At 44.3% G+C, this 16,863-nt stretch carries 14 protein-coding genes; all 14 read left to right on the top strand.

What is annotated here, in order from left to right; genetic code table 11:
* Nucleotides 1-380 precede the first annotated feature (380 nt).
* The 14 genes from E7274_RS02865 to E7274_RS02800 all read left to right on the top strand — a co-directional run bounded on the left by E7274_RS02865 (nucleotide 381) and on the right by E7274_RS02800 (nucleotide 16,784).
* A complete protein-coding gene (locus E7274_RS02865; protein WP_304173570.1) occupies nucleotides 381-1,244 on the top strand; it encodes a hypothetical protein in 864 nt (287 codons plus the stop codon).
* On the top strand, nucleotides 1,234-2,283 hold the full coding sequence (locus E7274_RS02860) for an N-acetylneuraminate synthase family protein (protein ID WP_049960424.1): 1,050 nt from the start codon (nucleotides 1,234-1,236) through the stop codon (nucleotides 2,281-2,283). The genes E7274_RS02865 and E7274_RS02860 overlap by 11 nt, the downstream gene beginning before the upstream one ends.
* Nucleotides 2,284-2,382: 99 nt before the next feature.
* Nucleotides 2,383-3,144 (top strand): acylneuraminate cytidylyltransferase family protein, encoded by a 762-nt coding sequence (locus E7274_RS02855; RefSeq protein WP_304173568.1) that lies wholly within the window; start codon nucleotides 2,383-2,385, stop codon nucleotides 3,142-3,144.
* Nucleotides 3,144-4,307: a DUF6077 domain-containing protein gene (locus tag E7274_RS02850; protein WP_304173567.1), complete on the top strand. Its 1,164-nt coding sequence runs from the start codon at nucleotides 3,144-3,146 to the stop codon at nucleotides 4,305-4,307. Before E7274_RS02855 ends, E7274_RS02850 begins: the two co-directional genes overlap by 1 nt.
* Nucleotides 4,286-5,833: a ComEC/Rec2 family competence protein gene (locus tag E7274_RS02845; RefSeq protein WP_304173565.1), complete on the top strand. Its 1,548-nt coding sequence runs from the start codon at nucleotides 4,286-4,288 to the stop codon at nucleotides 5,831-5,833. The genes E7274_RS02850 and E7274_RS02845 overlap by 22 nt, the downstream gene beginning before the upstream one ends.
* 15 nt (nucleotides 5,834-5,848) lie before the next feature.
* Complete coding sequence (locus E7274_RS02840; RefSeq protein ID WP_304173563.1) at nucleotides 5,849-7,102, top strand: O-antigen ligase family protein; 1,254 nt, start codon at nucleotides 5,849-5,851, stop codon at nucleotides 7,100-7,102.
* Complete coding sequence (locus E7274_RS02835) at nucleotides 7,102-8,181, top strand: Gfo/Idh/MocA family protein (protein WP_304173561.1); 1,080 nt, start codon at nucleotides 7,102-7,104, stop codon at nucleotides 8,179-8,181. The genes E7274_RS02840 and E7274_RS02835 overlap by 1 nt, the downstream gene beginning before the upstream one ends.
* Nucleotides 8,182-8,196: 15 nt before the next feature.
* Entirely contained in the window at nucleotides 8,197-9,162 is a 966-nt protein-coding gene (locus tag E7274_RS02830) for a hypothetical protein (protein ID WP_304173559.1), read from the top strand.
* Nucleotides 9,163-9,186: 24 nt separating this feature from the next.
* Nucleotides 9,187-10,131, top strand: a complete 945-nt coding sequence (locus E7274_RS02825; protein WP_304173557.1) for a glycosyltransferase family 2 protein — start codon at nucleotides 9,187-9,189, stop codon at nucleotides 10,129-10,131.
* Between the two features lie 1,319 nt (nucleotides 10,132-11,450).
* Nucleotides 11,451-12,806, top strand: coding sequence for a sugar transferase (locus E7274_RS02820; RefSeq protein ID WP_304173555.1), 1,356 nt, complete (start codon nucleotides 11,451-11,453; stop codon nucleotides 12,804-12,806).
* Nucleotides 12,807-12,972: 166 nt separating this feature from the next.
* Nucleotides 12,973-14,130 carry an N-acetyl sugar amidotransferase gene (locus E7274_RS02815; protein ID WP_033152122.1) on the top strand — a complete coding sequence of 386 codons (1,158 nt, stop codon included), beginning with the start codon at nucleotides 12,973-12,975 and terminating at the stop codon, nucleotides 14,128-14,130.
* A 5-nt stretch (nucleotides 14,131-14,135) separates the two neighbouring features.
* Nucleotides 14,136-14,747, top strand: a complete 612-nt coding sequence (hisH, locus tag E7274_RS02810; protein ID WP_304173553.1) for an imidazole glycerol phosphate synthase subunit HisH — start codon at nucleotides 14,136-14,138, stop codon at nucleotides 14,745-14,747.
* A 21-nt stretch (nucleotides 14,748-14,768) separates the two neighbouring features.
* Nucleotides 14,769-15,539, top strand: a complete 771-nt coding sequence (locus E7274_RS02805; RefSeq protein WP_044935133.1) for an AglZ/HisF2 family acetamidino modification protein — start codon at nucleotides 14,769-14,771, stop codon at nucleotides 15,537-15,539.
* Between the two features lie 15 nt (nucleotides 15,540-15,554).
* Entirely contained in the window at nucleotides 15,555-16,784 is a 1,230-nt protein-coding gene (locus tag E7274_RS02800; RefSeq protein WP_304173551.1) for a glycosyltransferase, read from the top strand.
* Nucleotides 16,785-16,863: the final 79 nt, after the last annotated feature.

Genomic DNA, 16,863 nt, shown 5'->3' with positions numbered 1-16,863 from the left:
GAAAATAATAGGCATAGATAGAGTTGTGTTTATTTACTCTGAAACTCAGGTATTAAAAAATAAAAAACAAAAGATTTAATACTTTTGAGAGCTGTCTAAAAGTGAAAATCTAGATTTCAGAGTATTAAAAAATGAAAATAAAAGTATTTAATACTTTTGAGAGCTTTCAAAAAGTGAAACTCTAGATTTCAGAGTATTAAAAAAACAAAAATGAAAACATTTAATACTTTAGAAAGCCTCCCAAAAGAAAAAATAGAGACTTTCAAGTATTAAAAATAAGTATTAGAAATCTAATACTTTTATAAAAAAATTAGGCATAGATAGATTGTAAAATAGTTACTCTGTCACCCTGATTATTGCATTTAAAAGAGGTAAGCAGTATGAAAACTGTTTTAGGGACAGTTATATACAAGCAGGCGGAAGTTTTCCTCAAGGATTTACTCACATCCGTGGATAACCAGCAGGATAAAGACTTCGACTTGTTGATAACTAATGACAATTACACAGATGAGGATTTGATTAGGATTAATGTGATTAATGACCAGCAGGATGCAAATCAAAATCTTGTCCAGATTAATGGCAAAGTTAATTTTCTCAACCTGCGTCCGCTGGGCTGCACTATAGCCCAGACTCGCATTGAGATGATAAAGAAAGCCAAGGCCTTAGGCTATGATTTGCTGGTAGTTTGCGATGCAGATGACACATTCGTGCCAACCAGAATCGGGGCTTTCAAGGAGGCCTACCAATTAGACAAATCATATGCTTTCTACTATAATGGATTAGTTACAGAGGATGGCAAAACCGTCCTTGAAAACATGCCTAAAACAGTTGATAGTGCAAGGCTTATTTCCCAGTCCAACTTCATCGGAATGGGCACCACAGCAATCAATCTCCACATGCTGACCGACGATTTCATCGCCACACTTTCAGAGGGAGATTGCCCAGTGTTTGACTGGTATTTCTTCACAAGGCTTCTCATGGACATTGGCCCAGGCAAGCTTGTTGACAATGCCGACACCATCTATCGTATTCACGATAGCAACCAGGTTGGCACCACTCACAATGTGGAGCAGGAGTACCAGGTAAAGCTGACACACTATAAAAACTTGGCAAAGAGATATCCATACTTCGAGCACCTGTATCAGGATTTGCAGAAGCTGGATATTGATTCAATAGATACAAGCCATGACCGCAACGGTTATTGGTGGAGCAATATTTTAATGGAGGATTCCTATGAGATTTAATTATCAGGATATGGTAACAGGTGGCAAAAAGCCATACGTAATTGCAGAGCTTGGAGCAAATCACAACGGTGATATGGAGCTTGCAAAGACAATGATTAAGACAGCAAAGGAGTGCGGTGCTGACTGCATCAAGCTTCAGTCTTTCACAAAGAGCAATGTATTCTCAAAGAAGAATTACGACGACAACTATTTCTTAGGCGATGACTATCGCAACAGAACAGACTATACACTTGAGTCAATCGTAGAAGCTTACGCTCTTTCAAAGGAGCAGCATCACGAGCTTAAGGCATACTGCGACGAGCTCGACATCGACTTCACATCAACACCTTTCGACAAGGCAGGCGTTGATCTTCTTGTTGATGAGCTTCACGTTCCATTCATCAAGGTTGCTTCTATGGACGTTGAAAACGTACCATTTCTTAAGTACATCGGAAGCAAGGGCGTGCCAGTAGTTATCTCTACAGGACTTACAGGCATGGATGATGTTGTTAACGCTATCGCAGCTATCGAAGCAGGCGGATGCCACGAAATCTGCGTACTTCACTGCGTATCAATCTACCCACCAGCAGATGAGCAGGTTAACCTCAACAACATCGATATGTACCGCATGGCATTTGGATATCCAACAGGATACTCTGATCATACATTTGGTGTGGTTGCACCTATCATGTCTATTGCAAAGAATGTTTGCATCATCGAGAAGCACTTCACAATGGACAAGAACATGAAGGGATGGGATCACAAAATATCAGCAAACCCAGAGGAAATGAAGATCATCTGCGACGCTGCAGAGCAGGGCTACAAGATGATGGGAAGCTTCCGCAAGGTTGTAAACGAAAGCAAGCACCAGCGTGAGGAGTACAAGCGCTCAATCGTAGCAGCTTGCGACCTCAAGAAGGGCCACATCCTCACAGAGGAAGACCTCGATTACAAGCGCCCAGGTACAGCCATCTCACCTAAGTTCTACGAGATGCTCATCGGCAAAGAACTCAAGCGCGACATCGAAGCCGACGAATTATTCCAGTGGGGTGACTTCTAATGGTGGATTCTACTTCGTAGAATCTCTTATTAGGTTTTTTGAAAGAGTAAGCTAGTAACTATCAAGCTCTGAGTGTTGCTGAATGAGACGTGTTGTCGAATGAAGCAATATCTCAGGCTTGAGAGTGTAACTAGCGTAGGTTATAGAAAGAGTGAAGTGATGATTGCATTTATTCCAGCACGTGGGGGTTCTAAGGGAGTCCCAGGAAAAAACATTAAAGAGATTTGTGGCAAGCCTCTTATCGCATATACGATAGAAGCAGCCAAGAAAGCTAAAGGCGTAGATCGCGTCATCGTTACCACAGATGATGAAGCAATCGCTGCAGTTGCACGTGAGTACGGAGCCGAGGTTCCATTCATGCGTCCAGCAGAGCTCTCAAGCGATACAGCATCTGCCATCGATGTTTATCTTCATGCAACAGAGTTTGTCATGAATGAAACAGGCGAGCAGATTGAAAAGTTCATGGTGCTTCTTCCAACAGTGCCTCTTCGTACAGAGCAGCACATCGATGAAGCATTGGAGCAGTTCAAAAATGATGGTGCCACTACACTTATTTCCTTTGCAGAGGCAGAGGTTCCAGCAAGCTGGTATCACAAGCTCAACGAGCAGGGCCGTGTTGAAAACGCAGGTTTTGGCCAGGGCATCACTATGACAAACCGCCAGAACAACGAGACATACATCGTGCCAAACGGAGCCATCTACATTTTGGATTACAAGCTCCTTAAGGAAAAGCGCACATACTACTGCGACAACACAGTTGCATACATCATGAAGCGCGAGGATTCAATCGACATCGATTATCCAATCGACTTTGAATTTGCAAAATGCCTTTTACAAAAAAGATTAGATGAGAATAAATAATGATTTTAATTAGAGCTTTAGCCTTCCTGCTACATTTCACGCTCGTGCCTGTAGCAGTGGGCAGACTAATTACATACAGATCGCAAAACCATATTTTAAAATCACCTACAGTTCGATATGTCACTGGTTTCTTCGGAGCCCAGGCCATTTTCTTTTTGCTGAATTTTGGCTTCCTCTGGTACCAAAACAAAACCATGACCACCCAGCTGGTTGTAGGCGGTTTCCACAGATTGACTATCACTTACTCAGTGATTATGGCAGCCTTGGTAATCTTGTGGTTTGTCCTGGATTTCAAGACATTCAAAAAAGATATCCATGCCTACAGAATTCGCATCAACACTATGCTTCACGAAGTGAAATACCACAAGCTGACTACCGTATATGCGATAATCTTTACAATCCTTGTGGTGCTTCAGCTTTATGCAGCATACCGATACGAAGTCAACGAATGGTCTTACGATGATTACGATTACGTGGTTACATCCGTTGATGATATCGATAGCGATATGATCACAAATGTAAACTTCATCACTGGCGAGGCACCTTACACATCACCAAAGCGAGCAGCTCAGTCATGGACCACATACATTTCGTACCTATCTGTTGTTTCGTCATTTGATGTCACAACAGTTTGCCATACAATTTTACCAGTCATCCTGCTTTTGGTGGCATACGGCATCTATTTTTACATGGCCAAGTTTTTGTTTGCCAAGCTAGAAGATAGAATGATTTTCATGGTTATCCTGGCAACGGCATACATCATGGGAATGTTTTCACACTATTCCCCAACCTTCCGCCTGCTATGTACATTGTGGCAGGGCAAGGCAGTCCTTACTGCCCTGGTTGTCCCATTTTTGATTTGTTTCCTCTCGCGAGTTTTTGCTAGCGAGCTAGACAATAAAGTAGCTTTCGCCATCGCATTTACATCCCTTGGCGCATGCTCACTTACAGTTTCCACAGTATTTGTAATGGTGATGACAGTCCTTGGAATCTTCATTTCCATGTCGATTTATCATCGTAAAATATACGGAGTGCGATATCTGCTGGCAGGTCTTTTCGGACCATTCGTTCAGTCGATTGTCTACATCTGCGTTGCACTATTACTCAAGAGACAATGGGAGCCTAAATTCTTTATAAATATATGGAATGGATTAATATCATAACCGGCATTTCAGCCACCTTCTGGGGCAAGCTTGCATATGCGCTGCTTTTTGTGGTTGCTCTGGGGCTGATAATGCACTTTGAAAAAGAAAAAATAAAACGGTACACCTTCCTGTGGTACACAGGTCTGGTGCTAGTTTTCATATACAATCCACTTACCCTTATCATCGGTAAATGGATTCTAAACGACGGCACATTTGAGCAGTATTATCTGCGACTTTACAGCGCCCTTCCGGTGCTGATTATTGTGGCTTACGGCCTCACGCTTTTCGTTATGAGATTTGAGGGCAAGAAAAAGTTTTTTGCACTTCTTGCAAGCCTTGCAGTTGTTTGCATTTGCGGTAGTTGCCTTTACACCCAGGATTGGTTCACAAAGGCTGAAAACCGCAACAAGGTTCCACAGGATGTAATCACCATCAGCGATATTTTCGCAGACTACGAAGGTGACACCATCCGCATCATGGCACCTCAGGATGTTGCAATTTACCTGCGCCAAATCGACAGCAGATTTTCAATGCCATACGGCCGCGATATTCCGGATGAGGCTTACGAGCTTACAAACCCAACACCTGATCCAGAAATCGTTGCAGATTATTGTGCTGATAACAATGTTGATTATGTGGTTGTTTCCGCAGTTGATGATATTTTAAGCACATATCTCAATTACGGCTTCAAGCTCTACGGCCGCACCACTTACTACGCAGTACTCACTCCAAACTACGGCGATTGGGTTTTGACAGAATATGATGATGGCTCAGATTTGCAGTGCATGTGCTACACCATGTACAACAAAAACGATGGCACACTAATCGTCATCGACGGAGGTCATGGTGAAAATGACGACACACTTCGCCAGAACATCAAAGCTTTGGGCGGAGAGGTTGATGCCTGGATAATTACTCATTATCACATGGACCACATCGATGCCTTCAACGCAATTTATGAGGACCCACAGGGCATCACCATCGACCAGGTTTACATCACACCTCTCAATGCTGATTTGTTCTACAGCGTGGCTCAGGAATGGGACGATGTTGATTCCTTCAACAAGTTCCAGGAAATCACAGCCGAGGCGGACAACATCAACTATGTGCAAAGAGACGATGTTTTGACCTTCAGCGACGATTTGACTATCACTTTTTACAACGCTTTCGATGATGTTGTTGTAGATTGTGCCGAGGATATTCCAAATAACGATTCATTAGTGTTTAAAATGGCTACACCAAACCGCAGTATACTTATCTGTGGAGATTGCCACAGTGAGTACATGGCCAAATATTTGGTGGAGACTTACGGCGATGAATTGAAGGCAGATATCCTTCAGTGCGGACATCACGGCAACAACAGCATGCCTACCGAAACAGGCTTTTATGAGTTGGTCGACCCAGAGGTTGCTATCTTCGATACAACCGATGCAATCATGACCAGCCCTAACTATACAGCAGGCGCCTTGGCAGCTTACTTAAGCGAAGCCGGCGTGCGATTGGTTTGGTTCAAATCTGCACCAAACACATTTGTTTTTGATTAACTATTGGAGATTTAGATGGATAAGATTTACAAACATAAACGACTTATATCCATAATAATTGTGGCGGCCATCGTGTACGCCAGATGCGACCTTGGCATCGCCCTTGGAATGCAGTACGTGCTTGCCAATGTTTTGGCTAATGCCCTTGGAGTGGCATGGTGCCTTGCTCTTTTTGTAAAGGACAAAGCCACCACCAAAAAGGCGCTGCTCAATCCGGCCATGGCATGGGCACTGGCATTTTCAATTTTAGTGTTCATTTACGGACATTTTAAATTGGGAGTTTACACTGACATGTACAGCCGTCAGTACCACATCCTCACAGTGGTTCCAGCTATCCTTATTATGGTGATTCTTTTTCATCACCAGGAAGATATGCTGGATGTGATTTCAAACGCAGCCTGCATTGTCATTCCGCTTACACTTGTTACAAGCTTGCTTTTCGATCCAGTTTGGAAGCAGCTTTTCATGGGCAACGCTTACCGAGTTGGCGCAACACCAGCAGGCACCTGTGTTGATACAGGAAATCTTTTGCTTATCCTGCTGATACCACTGATGTATCAGCTCATCATAAACCGCAAGTTCAAGGCTTACCTTTGGGCAGCCATTCTTGCAATCGGACAGATTTTTGCATCCGGTTCCAAATCATCTGTGCTTCCAATCATCCTGGTATTTGCAGTGATGTTGCTTGGAGCAGCCAAGGACAAAAAGACAATCCGAAGAAACATCATCATCCTTGTGATTATCGCCGTTTGCGGCTCAGTAGCAGTTATGGTTATCCCAGCTCTGTACAGCATCATCGGCGAGCGAATCGTGGAGATGATTTCAGGCGTAGGCTCTACAGACTACGATTTGCACACTAGCACAGGCCAGCGAATGGCCGTTATCGCAGCGGTGAAGGAACACTTCTGGGAGCATCCAATTTTCGGGCACGGCTTCTACGCATTCAAGCAGATGGCATACTCACAGCTTGAAGAGTACAGACCAAACGACGGTGTGGAAATTGCCTACCGCAACATTCACACTCACATGAATTACTTGGAGCTTTTGTTCTCATTCGGAATCTTCGGTTTTGTAATGTACTACTGGTTCCCGGTTTACTTAATCATCAAATCTTTCTTTACCAAAAACAAAATGGCAAAGTTGATTATATTTTCATTTATGATTTCATTTGTGTTCATGGATTTGGGCATCGACATGTTCTATAAATACATGACACCGTACTACACTTATTTAGTGGCGTATTGTTTGTTGAAACAGGAGGATAAATAATGAGATATGCAATTATTGGATGCGGACGTATTTCACCAAACCACGTAGTAGCATCACAGAAGACAGGCCTTGATTTAGTTGCACTTTGCGATCTTGACCTTAAAAACACAGAGGACAAAATCAAGAAATTTGATCTTGATGCTGATTATGTTAAGCAATACACAGATTACAAAAAGATGCTTGAGGAGATGAAGCCAGAGCTTGTAGCCATCGCTACAGAGTCAGGCAAGCATGCACAGATTGCCCTCGATTGCATCGAAGCTGGTTGCAATGTAATCATCGAAAAGCCAATCGCACTTTCACTTGCAGATGCAGATAGAATCATCGAGGCAGGTCACAAGAAGGGCGTTAAGGTTTGCGCTTGTCACCAGAACAGATTCAACAAGTCAATCCAGATGATTAGAGAAGCTCTTGAAAAGGGCAGATTTGGTCGTCTTTTATACGGTACAGCTCACATCCGTTGGGCTCGTGACCACGAATACTATGACCGTGCTTCATGGAGAGGCACATGGGAGCAGGATGGTGGTGCACTTATGAACCAGTGTATCCACGATATCGACCTTCTCCGTTGGATGATGGGTGACGACGTTGTTCGTGTTGTCGGCATGACAGACAGATTAAAGCACGACTACATCCAGGCAGAGGATCTTGGTATCGCCCTCGTTCAGTTTGCAAACGGCAGCTACGGTATCATCGAAGGAACAACTGACGTATTCCCTAAGAACCTTGAGGAGACACTTTACATCTTCGGTGACAAGGGTACAGTTAAGGCCGGTGGCGATGCTGTAAACCTTCTTGAGGAGTGGAACTTCTCAGATTACATCGATGAGCCAGAGCAGGTTAAGAAGGAATGCTCAGAGCTTCCTCCAAACGTATACGGATTTGGTCACACAAAGCTCTACCGCGATGTTATCGACGCTATCGAAAACGACAGAGAGCCATATGTAAATGGTGAGGCAGGTCGCCGTGCCCTTGAAATGGTTCTTGCTATTTATAAATCAGCTGCAACAGGAGAGTCAGTTGAATTCCCAATGAAGGATGGTAGCACAATGGACTTCGTAGGAAGATTCGACAAATAATTGGAGGATAAAAAGTTGCGAGAATTCGGAGGATGTCTTCCACTTGAATTAAAGAAACTGAATACAGACTTCTTCCCAGGTTTCGACTACGTAGCTTTAAACTCTGGAAGAAATGCTATTGCCTACGCTGCATTAGCTGGCGGCTTCAAATCCTGCTACATTCCTTACTACACTTGCAAGACAGTGGAGGCAGGATTGCAGGAAGTTGGCGTGGAAGTGAAATACTACAACATCGACGAACAGCTGATGCCAATCGAGCCAGAGGGTGGTTTTGATGACAGAGCTCTCTTCGTATATACGAATTACTTTGGCATCATGACTCACGTAATGCAGCAGGATATTATCGCAGAGCACAGCCACGTGCTTTTCGATAATACCCAGGGCTTTTTCACCAAGCCAATGCGAGGCACCTACTCAGCATACAGCTGTCGTAAGTTCTTCGGTGTGGCAGACGGAGCATACCTGGTGGGGGACAAGCTCACTCGCTTGGATATTCCAACAGGAGAAAGTGCTGATGTAGCAGGCTTTTTATTAAAGGCAATCGAGGCTGGCCCAAATGCAGCCTACGCCATGTCAAAGGACAACGAAGAGCACATCAACGTTGAAGGCATGGCCTACATGTCAAAGCTTACAGAGGCAATGATGAGTGGCATCGATTTGGCATCAGTCAATGAAAAGCGAATTGCAAATTTCAACAGGCTTCATGAGTTATTGGGAGAGCTCAACGAACTAAAGCCAGTTCTGGAGAATGGAGCACCTATGGTTTATCCATTCTTGTTTGAGAAGGAAGGCCTTAGGGAGATGCTTGTTGAAAACAAGATATACGTTCCACGTTGGTGGAGATGGATTGAAGAATCCAAAGATACAAACAGCTTTGAGAAGAAGCTTTCTAAGTATTTGGTACCACTACCAATTACTCAGACATATGACACAGGGGACATGGATTATATAGCAGGGGTTTTACTTAGACATATCAAATAATGCTAAAATAAGACTGGAGTGTATATGGAAAAATTTGAAAAGAAAATATCCTTCGTAATTCCGTGCTACCATAGCGAGAATACAATTGAAGCGGTGGTAGACGACATCTGCAAGGAGTTTCCTTCCGATGAGTACGACAAAGAAATAGTATTAGTAAACGATGGTTCAAGAGATGGCACATATGCCAAGCTTCGTGAGCTAGCTGATAAAAATTCAGAAGTAGTTGCCATCAACCTATCCAAAAACTTCGGCCAGGATGGCGCTACAATGTGCGGCCTCTCACAGGCAACTGGCGAATATATAATAGTCCTTGATGATGATGGACAGAACCCTCCATACGAAGCTCACAAGCTTTTGGAGCAGATTGAAAAGGGTTATGATGCTGTCTTCGGAAAGTATCGCACTAAAAAGGATACTCTCTTCAAGAAGTTTGGTCATGACATCAACGATATGATGGCTACATCATTTATCGGAAAGCCAAAGTCACTACAGCTCAACAGCTACTTTGTAATCAACAGATTCGTCCGCGACGAAATGCTTAAATACAAAGGAGCATACCCATACATCTGGGGATTAATCCTTCGCTGCACTGACAACACAGCTAATGTATACGTTGAGCACAAGGCTCGCGAGGAGGGCAAAAGCACTTACACACTCAGTAAGCTTTTAAACCTTTGGTTCGATGGGTTCATTTCCTTCTCTGTTAAGCCACTTCGACTTACATCATGCCTTGGATTTGTATCCTGCATCATGGGCTTCCTGCTCACTGGTGTAATCATCATAAAGACAATCCACCACGGCGACGTCCCTGGCTGGCCAACAATGATGGCTGCCACACTTGTCCTCGGTGGTCTTCAGATGCTTATGGTTGGAATCGTCGGCGAATACGTTGGCCGTATTTTCATCAACGGCAACCACTCACCACAGTTCGTCATCCGCGAAAAGTATCAAAAGGAAGAACAGGAATAGAATTCTGGCGCCCTTCGGGGCGCTTTTTTGTTGTAGTGGAGTCGCTGTGTTGCTGTTATAACTTATTGAAGGGGCTGAGGCTTTCTCTAGTTTTCTGGCTAGCCTAAAAGGTTTGTTTCAACCTGCTAGCCACAGCATATCAGCCTTCGGTCCAGCGTCAAGAGCAAGGCCTGCGGCGCTGCGCCTCTTGACCCTAGCCCTCCAGCCGATATGGGGTGGTCAAGCAGGTTTGAAACTGGGACTGTGGCAAAGCCACCAGTACCAGGCGGGAGGCGCAGACACGAAGAAGTGGCGGTAGGCTGAGTTTTCGTGTCTACAAAAAAGCATAAAGACACGAAAATTGTGTAAATGTTGGAATTTACGTGTCTGAAATAGAGGCGATAGACACGTAGATTCAGGGAAAACAGGAATTTACGTGTCTGAAAAGGAGCTGCTAGACACGTAGATGCGGAGAAGTCAGCGATTTTCGTGTCAATTTTTTAAGTGAGAGACACGAAGACTCTGAGGAAGCTGGAATCTTCGTGTCTATGAAAGAGAAAAAAGACACGAAGATTGAGTAAATGCCGGAATCTTCGTGTCGGAAGAGGAGATTATCGACACGAAGAATTAGTGAATCGTAGAATTTACGTGTCGAAAAGGCGAATTAGAGACACGAAGAAACGGAGTATAGCGTAATCTTCGTGTCAGGGAGAGATAATGGCGACACGCAGAATTGAAGAATTGAAGAATCTGCGTGTCGGAGCAAGGGGCTAGCGACACGCGGAAATGGAAAAAGTGTAAATCTGCGTGTCTCAAGGAAAGGCGAAAAGCACGCGGAAAAGGAAGATTGCTGAATCCGCGTGGCTGGAAGAGGAAGAAAAAACACGCCAAAAGAGAGAAATTGTAAAACGGCGTGTTCAAGCAGCCTAAAATTGACACGCGGAATTGAATTTATAGCAAAAGCGCGTGTCTGAGGCCTACAAAACAGACACGCCGAATTAAAGAAAGCTCCAATCCGCGTGTCTCTGGCCCTTCCTCTGGTACTGGTGGCTTTGCCACAGTCCCAGTTTCAAACCTGCTTGACTAACATGTATCTGCCAAAAGTTATGAAGTCAAGGGAGCGAAGCTCCGGAGGCTTGCCCTTGACTGACATAACTTGGCAGATATGATGTGTCTAGCAGGTTGAAACAAAATTACAGGCATATTTACTGTCTAGAGGTGTGCTAATGCTATTACAATAAAATGAGCATTTTAGTCCAGATAATGGTATAATGTTAAGGATTGCATTTTGTAATAAATTTATATAGACTACTGAATGTTGTTTCTAGGAGAAATAAGGTTTGAAAAATAAGAATACTATAAGAAAAATAGAGAGCGTTATAGAGCTTGCCATCATGGCAGTTGCATACTATTTCGTTTGGAAATACATGATATTTGATAGGGAGTATTTCTTCCCATTCCTGGGCCGTGGTAAGTATGTGCTCATGGGAATATACTTCATACTGATGCTGGTGATCATTCACCTGTGTGAGGGATTCAAGTATGGCATTTTAAAAATTGCCGATGTACTGTTCTCACAGTGGATTGCAATTTTTATCGTAAATGCGGTTACATACTTGCAGCTCTGCTTGATGGCAAACATCATGATTCCAGTGAAGCCAATGCTTCTTTTAACCGTTGGAGATTTCATTCTTTCTGGAATCAGCGTATATATCTTCTTCGCAATATATGAGCGCCACTCAAAGGCCAGCAAGCTTTTGATGGTGTACGGAAATAAAGAGTCTGTTGGGCTGAAGCTCAAGATGGACACTAGAGCAGATAGCTACAACATCAAAAACATCGTCAGCATCGATGAGGGCATTGATAAGATTTGCCAGATGCTTGCTGATTATGATGGTATCGTAATTTCGGATGTTAGTGCTGAGCAGCGAAATGATTTGTTGAAGTACTGCTACATGCACGAAATCGAGACATACATCACTCCAAAGATTTCCGATGTTATCATCTCTGGTGGTGAGGGCATTCACCAGTTTGACACTCCACTTGTGATGATCAACACAACAGGCCTCACACCTGAGCAGGAAATCGTTAAGAGAATCTTTGATGTGATTCTTTGCGTCATTGCCGCAGTGGTTCTTTCACCACTTATGCTTATTGTTGCACTTGCAATCAAGCTTGAGGACCATGGCCCTGTTTTCTACAAGCAGGCCCGCGTTACAAAGGATGGCAAGGTATTCGATATTTTGAAGTTCAGAAGTATGGTTGAGGATGCAGAGCAGCGCCCAGCCACTGATGACGACGACCGCATCACAAAGGTAGGACATGTAATCCGTGCAACTCGTATCGACGAGCTTCCACAGATTTTCAATATTATTAAGGGCGATATGTCAATCGTTGGCCCACGCCCAGAGCGCACCGAGCATGTGGAGAAATACACAGCAGCCATCCCTGAATTTGAATTCAGAAACAAGGTAAAGGGTGGCCTCACAGGTTACGCTCAGATTTATGGCAAGTACAACACATCAGCTTACGACAAAATCAAGCTCGATTTGATGTACATTGAAAACTATAGCTTTTTACTTGATTTAAAACTCATCCTCATGACTATCCGCATTGTCTTCAAGAAGGAAAGCACAGAAGGCTTCGACAAAGTGGTTAGCGCGGATGAAATATTGGATGAAATAAACCGTAATTAAATGGTGAAATATTATAGAAGAGCTGATTCAGTATATTAGGAACATCAGTAGGTATAAAGCTCTGACTCTTGCTCAAGCGAAACGTGTTGTTGAGCGGAGTAAGATGTCAGGCTTGAGACCGTAACTGATGTACATAGAGTAGAGAATCAGCGGACTAGAGGTATTTATGGCAATATATATTCCTAAGATTAAAAGAGAATATCAGCGCTGCACTCAGTGTGTGATGGACACCACAGATTCAATGATTGAATTTGATGAGCAGGGTGTCTGCGACCACTGTCGCAACTTCGAGAAAAACATCAAGCCATACTGGAATCCAAATAAGGAGAACAGGGAGGAGCTTGAAAAGGTAGCAGCACAGATTCGTAAAGACGGAGAGGGCAAGGATTACGATTGTATCCTTGGTATGTCCGGCGGTGCAGATAGCTCATACCTTGCATATATCGCAAAGGAAGTTATGCACCTTCGCCCACTTATCTACGTTGTAGATACAGGTTGGAACCTGAACGTAGCCGTTGAAAATATTGAAAAAATCGTCAAGGGCATGGACCTTGATATGTACACAGATGTTATTAACTGGAAGGAGATGAGCGACTTCCAGCTTTCTATGTTTAAGTCAGGAATCAGTAGCTGTGATGCACCTCAGGATCACGCAATCTTTGCATCCCTTTACAACTATGCTGTAAAGCATGGCATCAAATGGGTGCTCACTGGCTCAAATAACAGTACTGAGTTCGTTCGTCCACCAGTAGAGTGGATTTACATGAACGACCTTCGCATGTACAAAGATATTCACAAGAAATTCGGCAAGCGTCCACTGAAGACATACCCAACCTGTGGTATTCTCAAGTATCGTTTGCTCTACAAATATGTCTACGGAATGAAGCGTTTCTATCCACTTGACTACGTAGTTTACGACAAGGCAAAGGCAGAGGAATTCTTGCACGAGAAATACGGCTGGACTAAATACGAAAACAAGCACTATGAAAACGTATTTACCAGATTCTTCGAGGGATATTACCTTCCATACAAATTTGGATTCGACACCAGAAAGAATGTATTCTCAACCCAGATTTTAGCTGGCACAATGACTCGTGAGGAAGCTCTTGAAAAGCTTAAGACTAACCCTTACGACACAGACCAGATGGAGCAGGATAAGGAGTACATCGCAAAGAAGCTTGGCATTTCGACTGAGGAATTCGATGAAATCATCAACTCTCCAGCCCACACCCCAGACGACTACAAAAACTCTATGTGGATGATTCGTCTCGGCGTACGTATCTGCCAATTGTTGGGAATAGAGAAGAGAAACATGAGGTTTTAAATATTATGGTAGCAATTATAAACTACGGCCTGGGCAACTTAGGCAGTATAGCCAACATGCTCAAAGTAATTGGCGAGAAAAGCGTCATCACTGCGGACCCAGAGAAAATCAAGGCAGCAGACAAAATCATCTTGCCAGGCGTTGGTGCATTCGATGCCGGCATGGGCAAGCTCAATGAAACAGGCCTTGTAGATTTAATTAAAGAAGAAGCACGAAACGGCAAGCCAATCCTTGGTATCTGCCTTGGTATGCAGCTCCTTGGAAATGGTTCCGAGGAAGGTCAGCTCCCTGGCCTTGGCCTCATCGATTTCAGCTGCAAGCGCTTCGACATCCCAGCAGAAATGAACCTCAAGGTTCCTCACATGGGATGGGACATCGTGGAGTTCAAAAAGGACGTGCCACTTTTAGATGGAATCGAAGGTCGCCAGAGATATTACTTCGTTCACACATATCACGCTGTTTGCAAGAATGCTGAGGATGTGATGATGACATGCGACTACGGATACGAATTCGCCTGCGCAGTAAACAAAGGCAATGTGTACGGCGTCCAGTTCCATCCGGAAAAGAGCCACGACTTCGGCATGAGACTATTAGAAAATTTTGTTAAAAAGTGTTAGCAATAGCCTAAAGGAAAAATTATGTTTAATAGACCAAGAATCATCCCAGTTCTTCTTATTGATGATAGGGATTTGATAAAGACAATAAATTTCAAAAAGCCAACATACCTTGGTGACCCAGTCAACGCGTTGAAAATCTTCAACCGTAAGGGCATCGACGAGATGGCAGTGCTTGATATTTCTGCCAGCAAAAAGGGCTTGGAGCCAGACTTCGAGCTTCTCACAGATATGGCATCTGAAGCATTCATGCCACTTTCATATGGCGGCGGCATCAAGACTTTGGACCAGGTTCGCAAGCTTCTTGCAATCGGCTATGAAAAGGTTGTTTTGAACACAAGCCTTGTAGAGGATGAGCAGCTTGTAAAGGATGCAGTTGCACTTGCAGGTTCCCAGTCGGTGGTTGCTTCCATCGACGCAAAAGTGGTAAATGGCCAGTACAAGTGCGTCATCTGCGATGGCACAAAGGTCATCGATATGAGCCCGGTAGAGCTTGCAAAGCATGCCGAGGAGCTTGGAGTTGGAGAAATCTTCCTTAACTCAATCGATCGCGATGGAATGATGGAAGGCTACGATATCGACCTTGTAAATCAGGTGGTTAACGCCGTAGATATCCCTGTTACAGCTTGCGGCGGCGCCGGCGGCATCTCTGATCTGAAGGATGTTATCGAAAACGGCCATGCCCACGCAGCAGCAGGCGGAAGCATGTTCGTATACTACGGCCGCCTCAAGGCAGTCCTCATCACAGCTCCTACCGAGGAAGAATTGACTGATGCAGGAATCTACTCTGAGTAAATCAAGGACGAAACCATGAAGATTCTTTTATTAGATGTTAACTGCAAATACAGCTCCACAGGCAAAATAGTGTACGACCTTTATCGTCGCCTCAACGCCGATGGTCACGAGGCTCGCATTGCCTACGGCCGTGGAGATGTCATAGATGAACCAGGCATTTACAAATTCGGCCTGGACTGGGAGACAAAGAAGCATGCCCTGCTTGCTAGAATCACTGGCAAAAACGGTTGCTACTCACCAAAGTCCACAGCAAATCTTATCCAGTACATCAAGGATTTTAAGCCGGATTTGATTCACATACACGAGCTCCACGCATACTTTGTAAACATCGCAGAGTTGCTGGAGTTCCTCAAGGAGCAGCAGATTCCAGTTGTGTGGACATTCCACTGCGAATACATGTACACAGGCAAATGCGGTTTCGCATACGAGTGCCAGGGCTATAAAAGCGGATGTGGCAACTGCCCATATCTCCGCCAGTACGTTAGCTCGTTGGCAATCGACAAAACAGCTCAGCTTCTTGCAGAAAAAAAGGCAGCCATGGAGGGCCTGAATCTTAAGGCAATCGTCACACCTTCCAAGTGGCTGGCTGACAAAACAAAGGAAACATACCTGTATGGTAACAACATTCAGGTTATACATAACGGAATCGACACCGATGGCATTTTCTACCCACGTCCAAAGGACGACGCCATCCGCAACCAGTTCGGCATCCCAGCCGATGCTAGGCTCATCCTGGCAGTAGCGCCAAACATCATGGATGTCCGCAAGGGCGGCCAGATGGTAGTTGATTTGGCAGAGACCATGCCAGACACACATTTCGTGCTTGTAGGGGCTGATGAAACAAAGCGCCACTCAGCAAATGTGCAGCTTATCGCCCGCACCAAGGATCAGGACGAACTGGCTCGTTGGTATTCTGAGGCAGATTTGTTTATAATATGCTCGAAGGCTGAAAACTTCCCAACCACCTGCATCGAGGCATTGTGCTGCGGCACACCTGTTGTAGGATTGGATGAGTGCGGCACCAAAGAAACCGCGCCAGAGCCTTACGGCACCTTCGTCCACGTGGATATTGCTGGCGACGCAGATGTGAAATATGCCGCTACATTGGAGGCATTGCAAAAAGCCATCGACTCACAGCTCAGCCGTGGCCTCACTGCTGACGAAATCCGCGCATACGCGGTCGCTAACTATGACAATGCGGTGATGTACAATAATTACATTGAAATATATAAAAATTATAAGTAGCTATTGTAAGTATCAAGCTCTAAGTGTTGCTTAAGGAGACATGTTAGTCGACGAAAGCAATATCTTAGGCTTGAGACTG

The organism is Pseudobutyrivibrio ruminis (genome assembly GCF_015057245.1).
GTDB lineage: Bacteria > Bacillota > Clostridia > Lachnospirales > Lachnospiraceae > Pseudobutyrivibrio > Pseudobutyrivibrio ruminis_E.
Note: the sequence above shows the minus strand (reverse complement) of the source record. Positions and strands in the feature narration are given on the sequence as shown.

What these genes read in the sequence shown, in the direction of transcription:
- E7274_RS02860 (WP_049960424.1), top strand. Translation starts at nt 1,234, where the DNA reads ATGAGATTTAATTATCAGGATATGGTAACAGGTGGCAAAAAGCCATAC.
- E7274_RS02800 (WP_304173551.1), top strand. Translation starts at nt 15,555, where the DNA reads ATGAAGATTCTTTTATTAGATGTTAACTGCAAATACAGCTCCACAGGC.
- E7274_RS02845 (WP_304173565.1), top strand. Translation starts at nt 4,286, where the DNA reads ATGGAATGGATTAATATCATAACCGGCATTTCAGCCACCTTCTGGGGC.
- E7274_RS02835 (WP_304173561.1), top strand. Translation starts at nt 7,102, where the DNA reads ATGAGATATGCAATTATTGGATGCGGACGTATTTCACCAAACCACGTA.
- E7274_RS02805 (WP_044935133.1), top strand. Translation starts at nt 14,769, where the DNA reads ATGTTTAATAGACCAAGAATCATCCCAGTTCTTCTTATTGATGATAGG.
- E7274_RS02865 (WP_304173570.1), top strand. Translation starts at nt 381, where the DNA reads ATGAAAACTGTTTTAGGGACAGTTATATACAAGCAGGCGGAAGTTTTC.
- E7274_RS02850 (WP_304173567.1), top strand. Translation starts at nt 3,144, where the DNA reads ATGATTTTAATTAGAGCTTTAGCCTTCCTGCTACATTTCACGCTCGTG.
- hisH (WP_304173553.1), top strand. Translation starts at nt 14,136, where the DNA reads ATGGTAGCAATTATAAACTACGGCCTGGGCAACTTAGGCAGTATAGCC.
- E7274_RS02825 (WP_304173557.1), top strand. Translation starts at nt 9,187, where the DNA reads ATGGAAAAATTTGAAAAGAAAATATCCTTCGTAATTCCGTGCTACCAT.
- E7274_RS02855 (WP_304173568.1), top strand. Translation starts at nt 2,383, where the DNA reads ATGAAGCAATATCTCAGGCTTGAGAGTGTAACTAGCGTAGGTTATAGA.
- E7274_RS02840 (WP_304173563.1), top strand. Translation starts at nt 5,849, where the DNA reads ATGGATAAGATTTACAAACATAAACGACTTATATCCATAATAATTGTG.
- E7274_RS02815 (WP_033152122.1), top strand. Translation starts at nt 12,973, where the DNA reads ATGGCAATATATATTCCTAAGATTAAAAGAGAATATCAGCGCTGCACT.